This window comes from Massilia sp. CT11-108, from assembly GCF_047302915.1.
Lineage (GTDB): Bacteria > Pseudomonadota > Gammaproteobacteria > Burkholderiales > Burkholderiaceae_D > Telluria > Telluria orientalis.
In genome coordinates, this window is sequence record NZ_JBKYMO010000065.1 from 1 (window position 1) to 18,124 (window position 18,124).

15 protein-coding genes and 1 pseudogene are annotated in these 18,124 nt (G+C 67.2%); 5 read left to right on the plus strand and 11 right to left on the minus strand.

What is annotated here, in order from left to right; genetic code table 11:
- On the plus strand, window positions 1–1,005 hold a 1,005-nt coding region (locus tag ACEN88_RS08295; protein ID WP_413338660.1), incomplete at its 5' end, for an amidase family protein.
- 26 nt (window positions 1,006–1,031) lie between these two features.
- On the plus strand, window positions 1,032–2,492 hold the full coding sequence (gatB, locus tag ACEN88_RS08300; RefSeq protein ID WP_413338662.1) for an Asp-tRNA(Asn)/Glu-tRNA(Gln) amidotransferase subunit GatB: 1,461 nt from the start codon (window positions 1,032–1,034) through the stop codon (window positions 2,490–2,492).
- Window positions 2,493–2,627: 135 nt separating this feature from the next.
- On the opposite strand, the gene ACEN88_RS08305 is transcribed toward gatB, so the two are convergent.
- From ACEN88_RS08305 to ACEN88_RS08325, 5 genes are all read right to left on the minus strand, one after another.
- On the minus strand, window positions 2,628–3,848 hold the full coding sequence (locus ACEN88_RS08305; RefSeq protein WP_413338664.1) for an ABC transporter permease: 1,221 nt from the start codon (window positions 3,846–3,848) through the stop codon (window positions 2,628–2,630).
- Complete coding sequence (locus ACEN88_RS08310; RefSeq protein WP_413338666.1) at window positions 3,845–4,537, minus strand: ABC transporter ATP-binding protein; 693 nt, start codon at window positions 4,535–4,537, stop codon at window positions 3,845–3,847. The genes ACEN88_RS08305 and ACEN88_RS08310 overlap by 4 nt, the downstream gene beginning before the upstream one ends.
- Window positions 4,534–5,742, minus strand: coding sequence for an efflux RND transporter periplasmic adaptor subunit (locus tag ACEN88_RS08315; protein ID WP_413338668.1), 1,209 nt, complete (start codon window positions 5,740–5,742; stop codon window positions 4,534–4,536). The genes ACEN88_RS08310 and ACEN88_RS08315 overlap by 4 nt, the downstream gene beginning before the upstream one ends.
- Before the next feature lie 4 nt (window positions 5,743–5,746).
- Window positions 5,747–6,442, minus strand: coding sequence for a YIP1 family protein (locus ACEN88_RS08320; protein WP_413338670.1), 696 nt, complete (start codon window positions 6,440–6,442; stop codon window positions 5,747–5,749).
- Between the two features lie 131 nt (window positions 6,443–6,573).
- The gene (locus tag ACEN88_RS08325; protein ID WP_413338672.1) at window positions 6,574–7,155 is read right to left on the minus strand and encodes a TetR/AcrR family transcriptional regulator; all 582 of its coding nucleotides are present in this window, start codon (window positions 7,153–7,155) and stop codon (window positions 6,574–6,576) included.
- Window positions 7,156–7,261: 106 nt separating this feature from the next.
- Here ACEN88_RS08325 and ACEN88_RS08330 point away from each other — a divergent pair, with 106 nt between their 5' ends.
- Complete coding sequence (locus ACEN88_RS08330; protein WP_413338674.1) at window positions 7,262–7,912, plus strand: glutathione S-transferase family protein; 651 nt, start codon at window positions 7,262–7,264, stop codon at window positions 7,910–7,912.
- 1 nt (window position 7,913) lies between these two features.
- On the opposite strand, the gene ACEN88_RS08335 is transcribed toward ACEN88_RS08330, so the two are convergent.
- From ACEN88_RS08335 to ACEN88_RS08360, 6 genes and pseudogenes are all read right to left on the minus strand, one after another.
- Window positions 7,914–9,383, minus strand: coding sequence for a radical SAM protein (locus ACEN88_RS08335; RefSeq protein ID WP_413338676.1), 1,470 nt, complete (start codon window positions 9,381–9,383; stop codon window positions 7,914–7,916).
- The gene (locus ACEN88_RS08340) at window positions 9,380–10,144 is read right to left on the minus strand and encodes a hypothetical protein (RefSeq protein WP_413338678.1); all 765 of its coding nucleotides are present in this window, start codon (window positions 10,142–10,144) and stop codon (window positions 9,380–9,382) included. Before ACEN88_RS08340 ends, ACEN88_RS08335 begins: the two co-directional genes overlap by 4 nt.
- 32 nt (window positions 10,145–10,176) lie before the next feature.
- On the minus strand, window positions 10,177–10,929 hold the full coding sequence (locus ACEN88_RS08345) for a prolipoprotein diacylglyceryl transferase (RefSeq protein ID WP_413338680.1): 753 nt from the start codon (window positions 10,927–10,929) through the stop codon (window positions 10,177–10,179).
- Window positions 10,926–11,159 carry a hypothetical protein gene (locus ACEN88_RS08350; RefSeq protein ID WP_413338682.1) on the minus strand — a complete coding sequence of 78 codons (234 nt, stop codon included), beginning with the start codon at window positions 11,157–11,159 and terminating at the stop codon, window positions 10,926–10,928. Before ACEN88_RS08350 ends, ACEN88_RS08345 begins: the two co-directional genes overlap by 4 nt.
- Before the next feature lie 45 nt (window positions 11,160–11,204).
- A complete protein-coding gene (gene pyrE / locus ACEN88_RS08355; RefSeq protein ID WP_371765968.1) occupies window positions 11,205–11,861 on the minus strand; it encodes an orotate phosphoribosyltransferase in 657 nt (218 codons plus the stop codon).
- Window positions 11,862–12,044: 183 nt separating this feature from the next.
- Window positions 12,045–13,085 (minus strand): annotated as a pseudogene (locus tag ACEN88_RS08360) (MEDS domain-containing protein); the annotation flags it as partial.
- A gap of 267 nt (window positions 13,086–13,352) precedes the next feature.
- Here ACEN88_RS08360 and ACEN88_RS08365 point away from each other — a divergent pair.
- Both ACEN88_RS08365 and ACEN88_RS08370 read left to right on the plus strand, forming a co-directional pair.
- Window positions 13,353–14,123, plus strand: a complete 771-nt coding sequence (locus ACEN88_RS08365; protein ID WP_413338684.1) for an exodeoxyribonuclease III — start codon at window positions 13,353–13,355, stop codon at window positions 14,121–14,123.
- Between the two features lie 152 nt (window positions 14,124–14,275).
- Window positions 14,276–18,124, plus strand: a 3,849-nt coding sequence (locus tag ACEN88_RS08370) for an Ig-like domain-containing protein (RefSeq protein ID WP_413338686.1), incomplete at its 3' end; no start/stop codon positions are given.

The following is an 18,124-nucleotide window of genomic DNA, read 5'->3' on the forward strand; positions in this document are numbered from 1 at the left end:
GTGCCGGCCGCGACCGGCACCGACACCGGCGGCTCGATCCGCCAGCCGGCCGCGTTCTGCGGCATCACCGGCATCAAGCCGACGTACGGCCGCGTGTCGCGCTTCGGCATGATCGCGTTCGCCTCGTCGCTCGACCAGGGCGGCCCGATGGCCCGCACGGCGGAAGATTGCGCCCTGCTGCTGAACGAGATGGTCGGTTTCGACGAGCGCGATTCGACGAGCCTCACGCCGGAACAGGGCAATGCGCGCGAAGACTTTACGCGCGACCTGAACCAGCCCCTGACCGGCCTGCGCATCGGCGTGCCGAAGGAATACTTCGGTGAAGGCCTGGCCGCGGACGTCGAGCAGGCCGTGCGCGCCGCGCTGGACGAATTCGTGAAGCTGGGCGCGACGCTGGTCGAGATCTCGCTGCCGAAGACGTCGCTGTCGATTCCCGTGTACTACATCATCGCGCCGGCGGAAGCGTCGTCGAACCTGTCGCGCTTCGACGGCGTGCGCTACGGCTACCGCGCCCCGGAATACACCGACCTGCAGGACATGTACAAGAAGACGCGTGCGCAAGGCTTCGGCAAGGAAGTCCAGCGCCGCATCATGGTCGGCACGTACGTGCTGTGCCACGGCTACTACGACGCCTATTACGTGCAGGCGCAGAAGATCCGCCGCCTGATCGCCGACGATTTCCAGGCCGCGTTCCGCGACAAGTGCGACGTGATCATGGGCCCGGTGGCCCCGAGCGTCGCGTGGGACCTGGGTTCCAAGGCGAACGACCCGGTGGCGAACTACCTGGCCGATATCTTCACCTTGTCGACGAGCCTCGCCGGCCTGCCCGGCATGTCGATCCCTTGCGGTTTCGGCCAAGGCAAGGAGGGAGCAATGCGGAATGCAAAGCGCCCGGTGGGCCTGCAAATCATCGGCAATTATTTCGCCGAGGCGAAGCTGCTGAACATCGCGCACCAGTACCAGCAAGCCACGGATTGGCATACCCGCGCGCCCGAAGGCGTTTGACGCACTGACATACAAGAGAGAACACCATGCAATGGGAAGTCGTCATCGGTCTTGAGAACCACGTCCAGCTCACGACCAACTCCAAAATCTTCAGCGGCAGCTCGATCAAGTTCGGCGCCGAGCCGAACACGCAGGCGAGCCCCGTCGACCTGGCGCTGCCGGGCGTGTTGCCCGTGATGAACAAGGGCGCCGTCGAACGCGCCATCTGCTTCGGCCTCGCGGTCGGTGCGAAGATCGCGCCGCAATCCGTCTTCGCGCGCAAGAACTACTTTTATCCCGACCTGCCGAAGGGTTACCAGATCAGCCAGTTCGAAGACCCGGTCGTGCAAGGCGGCAGCCTCACGTTCGCGTTCGAGAAGGACGGCAAGCTGGAGACGAAGACCGTCAACCTGACCCGCGCCCACCTCGAGGAAGACGCCGGCAAGTCGCTGCACGAGGATTACCACGGCATGAGCGGCATCGACCTGAACCGCGCCGGCACGCCGCTGCTGGAGATCGTTTCCGAGCCGGAAATCCGCAGCGCCGCCGAAGCCGTGGCCTATGCGAAGGCGCTGCACGGACTCGTGATGTGGCTGGGCGTCTGCGACGGCAACATGCAGGAAGGTTCGTTCCGCTGCGACGTCAACGTGTCCGTGCGCCCCGTTGGCCAGAAGGAATTCGGCACCCGCTGCGAGATCAAGAACCTGAACTCGTTCCGCTTCATGGAAGAAGCGATCCACTACGAAGTACGCCGCCAGATCGAGCTGATCGAGGACGGCGGCAAGGTCGTGCAGGCCACGCGCCTGTGGGATCCGGACCGCAAGGAAACGCGCGAGATGCGCACCAAGGAAGACGCGCAGGATTACCGCTACTTCCCGGACCCCGACCTGCCGCCGCTCGCGATCTCGCAGGACTGGATCGACCGCGTGAAAGCCGGCATGCCGGAACTGCCGGCCGCGATGCGCGAACGCTTCATCGGCGACTACGGCCTGCCGGAATACGACGCGCTGATCCTGACGTCGTCGCAGGCGATGGCCACGTATTACGAAGCCGTCGTCGCCAAGGCCGGCAAGGAAAGCGCCAAGGCGGCCGCGAACTGGCTGATGGGCGACGTGTCGTCCGCGCTGAACCGCGCCGACGTCGCGATCGAGAACTCGCCGGTCGAAGCATCGCAACTGGCCCTGCTGCTGAAGCGCATCGCCGACGGCACGATCTCGAACAACGCGGGCAAGAAGGTGTTCAGCCTGATGTGGGAAGCGCAGTCGGAAGACGAGCACCTGGCCGACACGATCATCGAGCGCGAAGGCCTGAAGCAGATCTCGGACACGGGCGCGCTGGAAGCGATCGTCGACGAAGTCCTCGCCAACAATGCCAAGTCGGTCGAGCAGTACAAGGCCGGCAAGGAAGCGGCGATCAACGCGCTGATCGGCCAGTGCATGAAGGCGTCGAAGGGCAAGGCGAATCCGGCACAGGTGACCGAGCTGCTGAAGAAGAAGCTGGCGGCCTGATCCTTTTCCGCCAACGAAAAACCGGAGCACGCTCCGGTTTTTTTACGTCCGCCAATTGCCTAAAACCGGGGTCAGAGCCCGGTTTTGGGCAAAGTTTGCCGGGAAATTGCCCAAAAAAGGACTCTGACCCCGGTTTTATTCGTAGCGAAGCGCGTCGATCGGATCGAGCCGCGCCGCCTGGCTCGCCGGTACCACGCCGAACACGACGCCCACGCCGCCCGAGAACAGCACGGACAGCGCCACCGCCCACCACGGCACGACGGCCGGCGGGAAGTCCGGGATCATCGCGGCAATGCCGACGCCCAGCGCGTAGCCGATCACGAGGCCCAGCAGCCCGCCCAGCAGCGACAGGGTGACGGCCTCGATCAGGAACTGCAGCAGGATGTCGCGGCTGCGCGCGCCGATCGCCTTGCAGATGCCGATCTCGCGCGTGCGCTCCTTCACCGACACCAGCATGATGTTCATGATGCCGATGCCGCCCACCAGCAGCGCGATGCCGACCACGCCGCTCATCACGAGCGTGACGGTACCGCTCAGCTTCTCGAACGATTTCGCGATCTGGTCGGCCGATTCGATCTCGAAATCGTCCGTGTCGTCGGGCTTCAGGCGGTGCGCCTGGCGCATCACCATGCGGATGTGGCTGCGGGTCGCGTCCAGCCGGCCCAGGTCGCGCACGGCCACGGTGATCTGCAGCTGCGGGCGCGTGTTGTTGCCGATGATGCTCTGCCCCGTCTTGAACGGGATGATCATGTAGTTGTCCTGCGACATACCGAAGATCTCGCCCCGCTTTTCCATCACGCCGACGATCTTGAACCACTCGTTCGCGTACAGGACGAATTGCCCGACCGGGTTCGGCGGCAGGTGCAGGTCCTCGATCAGCTTCTCGCCGATGACGGCCACGCGGCGCGCGCCGGCGTCGTCGGACGCGCTGAGGAACCGCCCCAGCCGCGCGTAGCGGCCGTTTACTTCCTGGTAGCTGGCCGTCGTGGCGAACACCTGCGCCGTCGCCGACATCCCCGTGAAGCGCACCTCGGAAAAGCCGGGCGTGAACACGGGGCTGAGGTTGCGGATGCCGTCCACGCGCAGGCGCAGCTGCTCCACGTCGTCGAAGCGCAGGTAGTTCACCTTGCCGCGCATGACCTCCTTGAACTCGTTGTGCGGCCGCACCGTCAGGCCGTTGCCGCCCAGCCCCTCGAACTGGTCGGTGACGCTTTTCGACAGGCCCTGGATCAGCGAGATCACGGTGATCACCGACGCCACCCCGATGATGATGCCGAGCGACGTGAGGAAGCTGCGCAGCCGGTGCGCGCGGATCGATGCCAGCGCCGAGCGCAGGCTTTCGAGAAACAGGTTCATGCCGCGTTCTCCGCATCATTCCTCGTGTCCGACACGATCCGCCCGTCGCGCAGCCGCACGACGCGCCGGCACTGCGCCGCGATCTCGGGCTCGTGCGTCACCATGACGACCGTCTGCCCGCCCGCATGCAGTTCGCGGATCAGCGCCAGGATCTCTTCGCTGGTGGCGGAATCGAGGTTACCCGTCGGTTCGTCGGCCAGCAGGATCGACGGCTTGCCCACGAGCGCACGGGCGATCGCGACGCGCTGCCGCTGGCCGCCCGACAATTCGTTGGGCCGGTGATGCAGCCGTCCGCCGAGGCCCACGCGCTGCAAGGCCTGTTCCGCCAGCGCGAGGCGTTCGCGCAGCGCGATGCCGCGGTAGATCAGCGGCTGTGCCACGTTGTCGAGCGCACTCGCGCGGGGCAGCAGGTGAAAGCTCTGGAAGATGAAGCCGATCTCCTGGTTGCGCACGCGCGCCAGCTCGTCGCCGGACATCGTCGCGACCTCGCGGCCGTTGAGCCAGTACGCGCCGCTGCTGGGGCGATCGAGGCACCCGACGATGTTCATCATGGTCGACTTGCCGGAGCCGGACGCGCCGATGAACGCGACGAATTCATTGGCCCGGATGTGCAGGTCGACGCCCTGCAGCGCATGTACGGTCTGGTCGCCCATCGTGTACTGCCGCGTCACGCCTTCCAGCCGGATCACGGATGCGCTCCTTCCGCAACCTTCACGTCGGCCTTCTTCGCGACCACGGCATCGCCGTCGTGCAGCTCGCGCAGCAGGCGCGCGGGGCCCACGGCGATCGTCTGGCCGGCCGCCACGCCCTTCGTCACTTCCTGGTTGGCGTCGTCCGACAGGCCCAGTTCCACCGTCGTCTTTTTCACTTTCCCGTCCTGCACGACGAACACGTAGCTGGTGTTCTTCACCTTGTCCTTCGCGCCCGGGATTTCCTCGCTCAGCACGGCCTGGATCGGCACCGCGGCGCGCGCGGCACCGTTGCCGACGACGATCTCGACGCGGCACGTCATGCCGGAGCGCAGCGCGAGCTTCGCGTCGTCGAGGCGCAGCTTGACGACGTAGCTGCGGCCCTGCGTCTGCGCGCCGAGGACGGTCTTCGGCGCCATCGCCACGCTTTCCACGCGGCCCGTCACGGGCTGGTCGGGGAACGCGGCCGGGAACACCTTCGCCTGCTGGCCGACGCCCACGCGCGCGATGTCCGCTTCGTCCACGTTCACCTCGGCCATGATGGAGCCGACGTCGGCGATCGTCATCAGCGACGATCCCGCGATGCCGGTGGCGCTGGCGACGGCCGTCTCGCCGATCTTGATCGGCACGGCCGTCACGGTGCCGTCGATGGGCGCGCGCACTTCCGTCTTGGCCAGGTGCTCGCGCGCCTGCGACAGCAGCGCGCTGGCCTGCTCGAGCGTCTCGCGGCTGGCGCGCAGCTCGACCTTGGCGAGATCGACCTGGTGCACGGCGTCGTCGTACTTGGAGATGTCGATGTACTTCGCCTTGTACAGCTGGCCCATGCGGTCCAGGTTGCGCTGCTGGTTTGCGAGGTTGATCTGGGCGCGTTCGATCGCGATCGCGGCGTTGCGGCGGTTCGCTTCCTGCTGCGCCACCTCGGCCAGGTATACGGTCGGATCGAGCCGCAGCAGGGTATCGCCGCGGTTCACCTGGTCGCCCTCCTTCACGAGCACGCCGGCCACCTTGCCGATGACCTCCGCCGACAGCTGCACCTCCTGGCGGAACACGAGGTTGCCGGTCGCGAGGATGGCCGGGTGGATGGCCAGCTTCTGCACGGTCGCCAGCTCGGCCTCGCGGCGCGTCTGCTTGCCCGCGAACTTCACCACCACGGGGACGATGAAGAACGCCGCGACGATGGCCGCGCCTATCAGTTTCTTCTTCATGCGCTTATCCGAGGAAGGCGATCTTCGCGGCCCAGATGCCGTAGACGACCGCGTACGGCAGCACGGCGACCGTCACGCAGGCGGCGGTCGAGCGTCCCGTCCACGCCTTCAGGCCGAGCACGGCCAGCGCGATGGACCACACCGACGTCAGGTCGAGATTGGTGGCGAAGCCGAACCAGGGGCTGGACATGGGCACGTGCAGCAGCAGGTAGTTGAGCGACACCATGTTCATGTCTTCCGGCGCCAGGCGGCCGCCCGACGTCAGGATCTGCAGCACCGACAGGGGCACCGTCAGCAGGCGCGGGATACTGGTCCAGACGGCGAAGCCGAACCACTTGCCGTAGCCGATGCCGGTGCCCATCACCTTGCCCGCCAACAGGTAGTACAGCGCCACGACGGCGCAGATGAGCGGCGTGCCCACCACGGCGCCGATGCCGGAGCTCCACATCATCGTCTTCGGCGTCATGAACTGCGCCATCGCGGCACGCGCTTCCGGTTTCATGGGTCCCTGCGCCGCCAGCATGTGCTCGCGGAACCAGGCGAAATCGAGCGACGAGACGTACCAGCAGCTCACGGCCAGCGTCAGCAGGATCAGGACGAGCAGGGGGATGAAGGGGCGAGGCTTGTCCTTCAGCCGTGCGAAGGTGGGCGAAGGCGCGAGGATGACGTTTCCGATGTCGAAGAGCGGCTGCGTGGCCATGTGTTGACTCCCTAGTTATTGTGATCGGGTAGCACCTGCTACCCGGTGCCAAGCAGTCTAGGGTGTTTACGCCGCGAAAAACTCACCAATTGTCATGACACCGGGGGCACGCCCGAATTTATACGCGGCGTTTACATCGCTTCCAGCAGCGCCAGCGCCTGCGTCCTTGCCGCCGCCCGCAGCGAGCGGCGCAGCGCCGCATCGTCCGTGGTCCGCGCCAGCACCATCCCGCCCACGCACAGCGCGACGATGGCCTGCGCGCGCTGCTCGCCGTCGGTTTCGTGCTTGAGCGCGCCCGCGTACACGTGCACGAGATTGCGGATCAGCTGCGTGTACGCCTTCTGCGGCGACAGCCCCGCGCGCGCCACGTCGCCCGGCAATGCGTACAACGGACAATGCGCCTCGATGTTGTCGAACACCTCGTCGCTCAGGTAGATGTCGACCAGCATGCGCGCCAGCTCGCGCGGCGCGGGCGGCGGCGAGTCCTTGAAATCGGGCTTGAACGGATTGCACGTGCTGAAGCTGGCGACGGCCGCCGCGTACAAATCGTCCTTGCTGTCGAAGTGGTGATAAAAGCCGCCGCGCGTGAGGCCGGCCTCGGACATCACGCGGTCGATCGACACTTGTTCGAAGCCATGGCGGTTGAACAGCCGGCGCGCCGCATGCACGATGCGTTCGCGGGTCTGGGCCTTGTGTTCGCTACTGTAGGGCATTCGCGTCTCCTTTCGAGAACGGCATTATGCGCGTATTCACATTATGTTCTTGAACATATTATGTGGCCGCGTATTCTGGTTTCCATTCACCACAAGGAGACGACACATGTACACGCTGACCACCTTCCGTTCGGTTCCCTCGTTTGCCGTGGGCCACGTGCGCGACCTGCGCGTGCGCTGGGCCCTCGAGGAAGCCGGCCAGTCCTACGACCTGCGCCTGATCGGCTTCGAGGAGAAGGAAGCGCCCGCCTACCGCCGCGAGCAGCCGTTCGCCCAGGTGCCCGTTCTGCACGACGGCGACCTGGCGCTGTTCGAAACCGGCGCGATCCTGCTGCACCTGGGCGAGCGCCATCCCGTCCTGCTGCCGCGCGATCCGGCCGCGCGTGCGCAGGCGACGATGTGGATGTTCGCCGCACTGAATTCGGTCGAGCCCTACGTGGGCAACCTCGCCAACCTCGTCGCGTTTTCCATGGACCAGCCATGGGCCGAGGCGCAGCGCCCCGTGCTCGAAGAGATCGCGCTGAAGCGCCTGGGCCAGGTGGACGACTGGCTGGAAGGCCGCACCAGTCTCGCCGGCGAATTCGGCGCGGCCGACATCCTCATGACGACCGTCGTGCGCCTGCTCGACGGTATGGGCTACGTCGAACGCTTCGCCCGCCTCGCGGCCTGGCGCGACCGCTGCACGGCGCGCCCCGCCTACCGCAAGGCGCTGGCCGCCCAGGTGGCGCAGTACGTCGTGGAACCCGCGGTCGCCTGATTCAATCGGTCACGGGTACCAGCGGTATCGTGGCCGGCCCGCGCCCGCGCGCGAAGTCCGACGCGATGCCGGCGCGGATCGCTTCGAGCCGGCGGCCGTCGCGGTACAGCAGGTTGTAGCTTTCGAACGGAACGAGGCGGCCGTCCGGCAGCGCGAAGTGGATGCACGATTTCTTCAGCGCGCGCACGTCCAGCGAATACGCGTCCATGAACTGCACGATCAATACGCGGAACACGTTGTCGTAGCGGAGCGCGGATGGCGCCCTGACGAGCGGCAGGCAGCACATCAGCTCCGACAGGCAATTGGCCTGCGATTCCGGCGAGTGGTTCGTCGAGAACAGTTCAAAGATGCGGTCCTTCACGGCGCCGTGCAGCGCGGGGTCGCGTTCGAACACGATCGTGTTGCCGCTGCCTTCGACGAGCGTCTGCGGATCCAGCCAGCGCGTCAGCGGCACGGTGCCCTCCTTCGTCTTGATCGCGTACGCCATCGCCAGCGTGTCCGGATTGCACGGCACGGGCACCACGTCCTCCAGCGTGAACAAGCCGCTTTGCTCGGCGATGCGGCGCCGGATCTCCGACACCGTCAGGCGGTGCAGGCGCGGATCGTAGTCTTCGACGCGGCCGGCATCCTGGATCGGCTGCAAGGTCACGCCGCGCACGCAGGGCTGCTGCAGCGCGAAGTCGATGATCTCGCCGATCTCGCCGTCGTTCAGGCCTTTCTTGAGCGTGACGACGAGCGTCGTCGACAGGCCTGCTTCATTGAGGTTGTCGAGCGCCTGGCGGCGGATGCGCGTGAGGTCGGCGCCGCGCAATTCGCGATGCACCTCCGCGCGCAGCGAATCGAATTGCAGGTAGACCTCGACGCCGGGCGCGTAGCCGGCGAGGCGCTGCACGAAGCCCTTGTCCTGCGCGAGCACGACGCCGTTCGTGTTGATCATCACGTGCTTGATGGGGCGCGCTTTCGCGGCGTCGAGGATGTCCCAGAACTCCGGATGCAGGGTGGGCTCGCCGCCGGACAGCTGCATCACGTCCGCCTCGCCTTCGTTGGCGACGACGGCGTCGAGCATGCGGATCACTTCCGCCAACGGACGATGCCGCTCGCGGTGCGTGCCGCTCTCCGCATAGCACACGGGGCAGTTCAGGTTGCAGTTGTCCGTGATCTCGACGACGGACAGGCACGAGTGCTGCATGTGGTCCGGGCACAGGCCGCAGTCGTACGGACAGCCGTACTCCATCTTCGTGTTGAACCGCTGCGGCATCTCCGGGTGCTTGACGAAGACTTCGCGGCACAGGCGGTAGTACGCGACGTCGTCGCTGACGAGCACGCGCTCGGTGCCATGCGCGCCGCACCATTTGTCCATGTAGACCTTGTCGTCCTTGAACACGATCTTCGCTTCGACCGGGTGCAGGCAGGTCGAGCAGACGGAGGTCGTCGTGTCGTAGAACAGATAGGGGCGGGACTTGCGGGTCATGGGAGCTCCTTGCGCGGCGGCGCGGGATAGTCGCGTTCGGACGCCGCGACCTGGCGGCGCAGGTCGTCGGCCAGGCGGTCGGCGGCAGCGACCATATCTGCAGGAAGCATGGCTTTGGCGCCTGCGATGGCCGCGGCGTTGCCGGTCAACGTCAGCAGCGCCAGCGCATCGATGCGCTCTGCGGGGGAAGCGCGATCTGCTTTCACCTCCCACGACAGATACTTCACGTCTCCGCCGCCGCAATGCAGGATGTTGCGCGCCCGCCAGAGCCGGGACTCGTCGGAGTGGCCGGCACGGGCCAGCAGCTGCGCGGCCCGCAGCGCGGGCTCGACGCGAAACACGTCCGGTCCGGGCTGGACCACGCAAATTTTGGTGGCGGCACGCTGCAGCAGGACAATGCCGCGCGCTCGATCCCGTGGGTTGGCACCGAAAGGTTCGTAGCCTCCCCACGACCTCGTACCGCCCAACATCTCCCCCAACAGCGCCTGGGCCGGAGCGTAGTCCTGCGCGCTCGCCTGCTCCAGCAGGCCCAGCGCACGCGGCACGTCCGCCTGTTTCCGGTCCGACGTGGACACCAGGGTATACGCGAGCGAGGTGCGCGCTGCCGGGTTGCCGGCCGCGGCAGCGCCCGCCAGCTCGGCGATGCGGCGCCGGCGGGCTGCTTCCGCGTCGCGCTGCTGACGCTCATAGCGGTTCTTGTTGACCGCATCGATCGCGACGCAGCCGGTGCCGCCGATGAAAGCGAGAGCCAGGACCAGCATCCCGCCGCGTGCGCGGGAATCAGCGAAAAGAGTCATGTACGAGCCAGCTCCCTGGATTGAAGGATTACGAACGGCAGATAACAGGCCAGCGCCACGATGCACACCCACTGGATGCCCGACAGCCCGAACACGTACGCATACGGCACCGGCTTGATGCCATCGACGACGAGCCGCCAGACCAGGTAGGACGCGAGATACAGCTTGAACGCGAGCCCGGAACTGCGCGCGAGCGGCGCGCGCCAGCGCCACAGCAAGCTGCCCACACCCAGCACGAACAGCATGTCGTAGACCTGCGTGGGATGGCGGGCGATGCCGTCGCCAAAGTCGACGCCCCACGGCAGCGCGGTCGGTACGCCGTACGTCCCGTCATGCAGGCCCGCGAGGAAGCAGCCGATGCGGCCCACGACCGTGCCGGCGACGAGGGGCAGGATGAACTGGTCGCCCGTCGAGCGGCGGATACCCGTGCGCTTCTTGGCGATCTCCACGCCGATGAGGCCGCCCAGCAGCCCGCCGACGATCGACTGGCCCGACGCGATCAGGCGCCAATCCGGCACCGTGCCCTGCCACAGGTGCGGCATCTCGATCCAGAACACGAGCTTGTTGCCGATGGCGGCACCGAGGATGCTGCCGACGACGACGGCGAAGGAGCCCGGCTGCAGCAGCGCGGGTTGACGGGCGCGTCGGCGCTGCCAGCGGTACAGCTGCACGCCGCCGGCGAGGGCCAGCCATTCGAATACGAGGTGAACCCATTGCGCGGTCGCAGCGGGCAGGACGGCGCCCTTCATGCTCCGCCGGGCGGACGCTTGCGCCACAACCTGATGACAATCCAGCCGCACACGAAGGCGATGCCGAGCCCGATCAGGCCGAAAACGAGCGCGACCGACGAGAAGTTCTCGGGCCCGGGCGAGGACAGGCCGGCAAGCCCGCTGAAAGTGCCGACGGCGCCGCACAGGCCGAAGCCCGCGAGCGCCAACGAGAGAATGGCAGTCAGAAAACCGCGCGCGACGTTGTTCATGGCAGCTCCCAAATAGTTGCCGCCATTACATCACATTCCGCAGGCTCAGGCCACGCCGTATTGCTGGCGATACGCCGCGACGGCGTCCTTGTGCTGGGCCAGCGACGGATCGGCTTCCAGGTAGCCGAACAGGTCGGCCAGGCTGGCGATCGAGATCACGGGGATGCCGTAGGTCTGGCTGACTTCCTGCACGGCCGACAGCGGCGACAGCACGCCGTCCTTGCCGCCCCGTTCCATGCGGTCGAGCGCGATCAGCACGGCGGCCGGTTCGGCGCCGGCGGCGCGGATCATCGCCACCGATTCGCGCACCGAGGTGCCGGCCGAGATCACGTCGTCGATGATGACGACCTTGCCCGCCAATTTGGCGCCGACGATGGTGCCGCCTTCGCCGTGGTCCTTGGCTTCCTTGCGGTTATAGGCGAACGAGGTGTTGCGGCCTTTCGCGGCCAGCGCCACGGCGGTCGCGGAGGCGAGCGTGATGCCTTTATAGGCCGGGCCGAACAGCATGTCGAATTCGAGGCCGGAATCGAGCAGGGTCTGGGCGTAGAAATCGGCCAGCTTGCCGAGCGTGGCGCCGTCGTGGAACAGGCCCGCGTTGAAGAAGTACGGCGACTGGCGGCCCGCCTTGGTGATGAACTGGCCGAACTTCAAGACTTCGGCTTCGACTGAAAACGCAATGAACTGTTGGCGCAGATTGTCCACGACACGACCCTCGAACTGTGAAAACCGGTATTGTAATCCGCCCCGCCCCCGCCCGCGAAGCCGGTGTTCCACCACCCGCGTGAGACGGTGCAGGCGCCGTTCCGTGCGCGGCGCCCGCAGCGCCCGGCCGACCATGGCGAGGAATGCGTCCTCGGCGCGGTGGACGCCCTCCAGTTCGGCCTGCATGCGCACGTGTTCGGTCGTGTCGCGCACGAAGCAGCGGGTGTAGCGCAGGCGGCCGTCCTCGAAACAGGCGTTCGCGCGGATGACCACGTGCCGGATCGAACCGTCCTTGGAGCGCAGGCGCGCCGGCTGGTCCACCACCGTTTCGCCGGCCGCCAGCCGCGCCAACATATCGGCGGCGACGGCCGGATCGGCGTGGAACCGGGCGGCATGGTGCCCGACGTATTCTTCCCAGCGGTAGCCGAGCATCTGCAGCTCGGCCTTGTTGGCCCACAGGATCGTGCCGTCGGCGCCGACCTGGTGCAGTCCTTCGGCCGCGTTCTCGACCATGTCGGCGAACTCGCGTTCGCGCCGCAGCAGGTCGCGCTCCGCCTGGCGCCGCCGCGCCGCCTCCGCGTGCAGCGCATGCACTTTCTGCTCGAGCCGGACCAGGTTGATGTCGACGGGTTGCCCGGACGGCAGCGGCGCCGCCACGTCGGCGCAGGCGTGGTCGTGCCCCGCGCAGACCTGGCGGAACACGTGCGCCGCGTCGGACGTTGGAAACAGGGTCCAGGGATAAGCGCAGAACAGCGAGAAGTCGAGCTTGCGCGCCAGCTCGTTCCACAGCCGCTCCAGGTGCAGGGCCGCGTCGTAGCGGCCGCGCGCGCACAGCAGCGCCACCATCTCGCCGAACGCGTGGACGGGTGCGCCGCCGGCGCAGGCTTCGGCCACCACGCGACCGACCTCGTACTCGAAACGGGCGCGGTCGGGCCAGCCGTCGACCATCAGGCGCGCCAGCGTCGTCTCGGCGTCGAACCACGCGACGTCGCGCGACGGCGGCGCGGAACGCCCTTCCGCGCGCGCCAGTTCGTCCAGGCGCCGTTGCAGCGCATCGGTGTGTGCGCCGGTGGCGATGACGATGGCCCGTCCCCGCGTCCGCAATGCCCGCTCGATGAAGGACGCGACCTCGTCGAGCAGCGTGTCGCTGTCGTCGTAAAAGCGCACGAAATGCCCCGTCTTGCCGTGTTTGCCGGACAACAGGTCCTCGCTCTTGATCAGCATGGGGGTTTTCTAATGGATGAAAGATGCAATTCTATCCACATCAGGCGCGCTCAAGACGGCGGCGGCCGTTCAGGTCGCCGTTGTATTGACATAAATCAAAACGTCAGAGGTTTAGTCGGTGCCCGCAGCCAACCGCACGACGAGATCGGAATTGACCGGTATACCGGGCCGGGCGTTTAACGTTTGTTTAACCGCCATGGATGTGTTGATGGAAGTCAAAACGAGCTACACTATCGCCCTTGGCCCACCGCACTTTTGTCCAGATCCATGCCACGAATTATCTCCGCCAACTTGAACGGCATCCGTTCCGCCCACAAGAAGGGTTTCTTCAACTGGATGGCCAGCCAGGACGCCGATTTCATCTGCGTCCAGGAGCTGAAAGCCCAGCAGGCCGACATGACCGAGGAATTCCTCGCGCCGCACGGTTACCACGGCCATTTCCACTATGCCGAGAAAAAAGGTTACTCGGGCACGGGCGTCTACAGCCGCACGAAGCCGGATGCCGTCAGGACGGGCTTCGGCTGCGTCGAATTCGACAACGAAGGCCGCTACACCCGCGCCGACGTGGGCAACCTGACCGTCATTTCCGTGTACTGCCCGTCCGGCTCCTCGTCGCCGGAGCGCCAGGAAGCCAAGTTCCGCTTCATGGAAGTGTTCCTGCCGCACCTGCAGGAGCTCAAGGCCGAGGGCCGCGAGATCGTGATCTGCGGCGACTGGAACATCGCGCACAAGGAAATCGACCTCAAGAACTGGAAGGGCAACCAGAAGAATTCCGGCTTCCTGCCGGAAGAACGCGCCTGGATGACCCGGATCTTCGACGAACTGGGCCTCGTGGACGTGCACCGCGGCATCGACCAGCGCCCCGAGCAATATACGTGGTGGAGCAACCGCGGCCAGGCGTGGGCGAAGAACGTCGGGTGGCGCATCGATTACCACGTCGCCACCCCGGGCATCGCCGCCAAGGCGCACGCCGTGTCGATCTACAAGGACGAACGGTTTTCGGACCATGCGCCGCTGATCATCGATTACCACCTCTGATAATTCCCCCCGGCAAGGGGGAATTCCAGCCAGATATGTCGTAAAAACATCAACTTACCCACTTCCCAGGTGGGTTTGTTGATATGATCGTTCACTAAGTTTTCCTTGTGGAATCTTTTTTCCACGACGTCAAACACTCTCCGCGAACGATCATGCCCATCCAGACCTCTACCTCCTCCGCGCCCAAGTTGTTACTTGCGGCCCAGCCGATCTTCACGCCGGGCCACATGAGTATTACCCTGGATTTCAGCACCGACATGGCGGCTGGGAGCGGGTCGGTCATCATCACGGACGGTGCCATACAGACCGTGATCGACCGCGTCACGGGGGAGCCCACGCTGCGGGTGGTCGGCGCGACCGACACGCACACGATATCGGCATCCAGCCTGGACATCCAGGGCACCCAGGTCAAGCTGGACGTGGCCGGCCTGCTGCCCGGTCACACGTACAGCCTGGTCATGAGCGCGGATGCGCTGCAGTCGACAGCCCATGCGGCATTCGGCGGCGTACGCTCGACTTCGCAGGTGCCGATCGTCACGCCGGACGCGCCGGACACGCTCGGCCCGCAGTTACTCAAGATCGGCACCGACGGCAGCGTCCTGAATGCGGGAGGCAGCATCGTCGTCACGTTGACGTTCTCCGAAGCCGTCGACGACCTGCCGGCGGATGCGTTGAGCGCGCAGCACGCGGAGATCACCAGCCTGACCAGGAGCGACGGCGGTCTCACGTGGACAGTGCTTCTGACCGCGCCGAAAGACGCCACCACGGCGCTCGGCAACGTCCTGAGCCTGGACATGACCAAGGTGTTCGACGCGGCCGGCAACCACGGCAGCGGCACGAGCAACCTCGCCAGCTACACGGTCGACACGCAGGCCCCCACAGCCACCGTCACGCTGGACAACGCCCTGCTCGGCGGCAGCCACGATGCCGTCGCGACCATCACGTTTTCCGAAGCCGTCACGGGCCTCACGTCCGCCGCGCTGAACGCCGGCCACGCGACCGTCTCGAACCTGCATACGACGGACGGCGGCACGACCTGGACCGCCACGCTGAGCGGCACCGCGGCCACCAGCGCGGGAGGCGACGTCCTCGCCGTCGACCTGGGCCAGGTGAAGGACCTGGCCGGCAACGCGGGCAGCGGCAGCGCGGTGTCGGCGGCCTACACGGTCGATACGCAGGGACCGAACGCCGTCGCCATCGCCCTCGACGGCGCCACGCTCGCTGCCGGCAAGCCCGTCCATGCCACGTTCACATTCGCGGAACGCGTGCAGAACCTGACGCCGGACGCGATCACGGCACCGCATGCGACGGTGTCCAATCTCGCCAGCAGCGACGGCGGCAAGACCTGGACCGCAACGCTTTCCGCGGACGGCACCGGCACCTGGACCGGCAACGCCGTCAGCGTCGACCTGGCCAAGGTGGCCGACCTCGCCGGCAACGCGGGCAGCGGCACGATCGCAAGCAGCGCCTACGCCGTCGACACGCAGGGGCCGACCGCTACCTTGGCACTGGACGGAACGGCCGTGCACACGGGCGGCACCCTGGGCCTGACGCTGCATTTCAGCGAGGCCGTGAAAGACCTGACGGCGGCCGCGCTGCAGGCACCCAATGCGGCGCTCGCCAACCTGCAGCACTCCGGCGACTACCTGACGTGGACGGCCACGCTCACCCCGCAGGGCGGCGTCACCGACGCGACCAATGCCGTCATCCTCGATCTCGCGAAGGTGCACGATGTCGCGGGCAATGCCGGCAGCGGCAGCACGGCCTCCGGCAACTACGCCATCGACACGCACGGCCCCGGCGCCGTCGCCATCGCGCTGGACGGCGCCACGCTCGCCGGCGGCAACAGCATCCACGCCACGTTCACGTTCGACGAAGCCGTGCAGGACCTGCCGCTCGCCGCGATCGGCGCGCCGCACGCGCACGTGACCGGCCTCGCGAAGGCCGACGGCGGCAAGACCTGGACCGCGACCCTGACCGCGGACGGCAGCGGCACCTGGACCGGCAACGCCGTCTCCGTCGACCTGACGCAGGTGAAGGACCTGGCCGGCAACACGGGCAGCGGCACCTTCACCGGCGCGGCCTACGCCGTCGACACGGAAGGCCCGACCGCCACGCTGGCGCTGGACAGCACGACCCTGCACGGCGGGAGCAGCGCCACGCTGACGATCCGGTTCAGCGAAGCGGTGACGGACCTGACCGCGGCCGCGCTGCAGGCCCCGAACGCGACGCTCACGAACCTGCAGCCGTCGGGCGACGGGCTGACGTGGACGGCCACGCTGACGCCGGCGAGCGGCATCGAGAATGCGGTCAATACCGTGACCCTCGACCTCGCGAAGGTGCACGACGCGCTCGGCAACGCGGGCAGCGCCAAGGCGACCTCCGGCAACTACGCCGTCGACACGCAGGGCCCGACCGCTACGCTGGCGCTGGACAGCACCGTGCTGCACAGCGGCGGCGGCGCCACCCTGACGATCCGGTTCAGCGAAGCCGTGACGGACCTGACGGCGGGCGCCCTGCAAACACCCAACGCAACGCTCACGAACCTGAAGCATTCGAGCGACGGATTGACGTGGACGGCCACGCTCACCCCGCAGGGCGGCCTGACCGAGGCGGACAATGCGGTCAAGCTCGACCTCACGAAGGTGCACGATGCGCTCGGCAACGCCGGCCGCGACAGCGCCCTCTCGACCTCCTACAAGGTCGACACGGTGGCGCCGACCATGACCCGCATCGAGCTCGACAACACGAACCTGGACGCCACCCACGGCGCCACGCTGACCATCCGCTTCAGCGAAGCCGTGGCCGACCTGGACACGGACGCCATCAGCGCGCCGCACGCGGCCGTCAGCGGCCTGCACATGGCGGACGGCGGCCTGACGTGGACCGGCACGCTGGCCAGCAACGACCTGGCGCCCAGCAGCGGCAACGTGCTGTCCGTCGACCTGACCAGGGTGCACGACCTGGCAGGCAACGCGGGCAGCGGCAGCGCCCAGTCGGAGGGCTATGCGGTCGCGGGCATCGCCAACACGCTCGCCATCGCCCTCGACGGGACGAGCCTCGACGCGGCCCACACGATCCAGGCCACGTTCACGTTTACGCAGGCCGTGCCGAACCTGTCCCTCGCCGCGATCTCGGCGCCGCATGCGAGCGTCTCGAACCTGGTGGGCAGCGCAGACGGCAAGACCTGGACCGCGACGCTGTCGGCCAACGGCAGCGGCGACTGGACCGGCAACGTCGTCGGCGTGGACATGAGCAAGGTGCTGGACGCGAACGGCCATGCCGGCACCGGCAGCGCGTGGAGCGCCCCATACGCGGTCGACACGATCGGCCCCGCCGGCGCGACGATCCTGCTTGCCGCCGGCATGCTGAACGCGGGCGGCACGATGGACGTGACCTTCGCGTTCGCCGAGAGCGTGGGCACGCTGCCGGCAACCGCGATCAGCGCGCCCGGTGCCATCGTGAGCAACGTGCACACGGCCGACGGCGGCAAGACGTGGATGGCGACGCTGACGGCCCAACCCGGCGTGGAGACGGGCGGCCTGCACGTCGTGCTCGACCTGGCCCAGGTCGTCGACGCCCACGGCAACCACGGCGGCGGCTTCGCGGCCAGCACGGCCGCGTACGCGATCGACAGCAAGCCGCCCGTCGTGGCGGACATCCTGTTCGACGACACGACGATCGGCCCGTCGCACGGCATCGGCTTTTCGGTCACGTTCTCGGAAAGCGTGAGCGGCCTCACGGCCGCCGCGCTGCAGGCCCCGCACGCGACCGTGAGCGGCCTGGCAACGGCGGACGGCGGCAGGACGTGGACCGGCACCCTGAACGCCGAGGCCGGCGCCGGCAGCAGCACGGGCAACCAGCTGCGCGTGGACCTGACCCAGGTGCACGACGCGGCCGGCAACGCGGGCAGCGGCAGCGCGGCGTCGCTGTCGCACTACAGCGTGAACACGGATGCGCTCACCGCCACCGTCGCGCTGGACGGCGGCGCGCTGGTCAGC

Excerpts from the sequence above, each read along its gene's own strand:
- gatB (WP_413338662.1), top strand. The coding sequence starts at position 1,032 with ATGCAATGGGAAGTCGTCATCGGTCTTGAGAACCACGTCCAGCTCACG.
- ACEN88_RS08305 (WP_413338664.1), bottom strand. The coding sequence starts at position 3,848 with ATGAACCTGTTTCTCGAAAGCCTGCGCTCGGCGCTGGCATCGATCCGC.
- ACEN88_RS08315 (WP_413338668.1), bottom strand. The coding sequence starts at position 5,742 with ATGAAGAAGAAACTGATAGGCGCGGCCATCGTCGCGGCGTTCTTCATC.
- ACEN88_RS08320 (WP_413338670.1), bottom strand. The coding sequence starts at position 6,442 with ATGGCCACGCAGCCGCTCTTCGACATCGGAAACGTCATCCTCGCGCCT.
- ACEN88_RS08325 (WP_413338672.1), bottom strand. The coding sequence starts at position 7,155 with ATGCCCTACAGTAGCGAACACAAGGCCCAGACCCGCGAACGCATCGTG.
- ACEN88_RS08330 (WP_413338674.1), top strand. The coding sequence starts at position 7,262 with ATGTACACGCTGACCACCTTCCGTTCGGTTCCCTCGTTTGCCGTGGGC.
- ACEN88_RS08335 (WP_413338676.1), bottom strand. The coding sequence starts at position 9,383 with ATGACCCGCAAGTCCCGCCCCTATCTGTTCTACGACACGACGACCTCC.
- ACEN88_RS08340 (WP_413338678.1), bottom strand. The coding sequence starts at position 10,144 with ATGCTGGTCCTGGCTCTCGCTTTCATCGGCGGCACCGGCTGCGTCGCG.
- ACEN88_RS08345 (WP_413338680.1), bottom strand. The coding sequence starts at position 10,929 with ATGAAGGGCGCCGTCCTGCCCGCTGCGACCGCGCAATGGGTTCACCTC.
- ACEN88_RS08350 (WP_413338682.1), bottom strand. The coding sequence starts at position 11,159 with ATGAACAACGTCGCGCGCGGTTTTCTGACTGCCATTCTCTCGTTGGCG.
- ACEN88_RS08365 (WP_413338684.1), top strand. The coding sequence starts at position 13,353 with ATGCCACGAATTATCTCCGCCAACTTGAACGGCATCCGTTCCGCCCAC.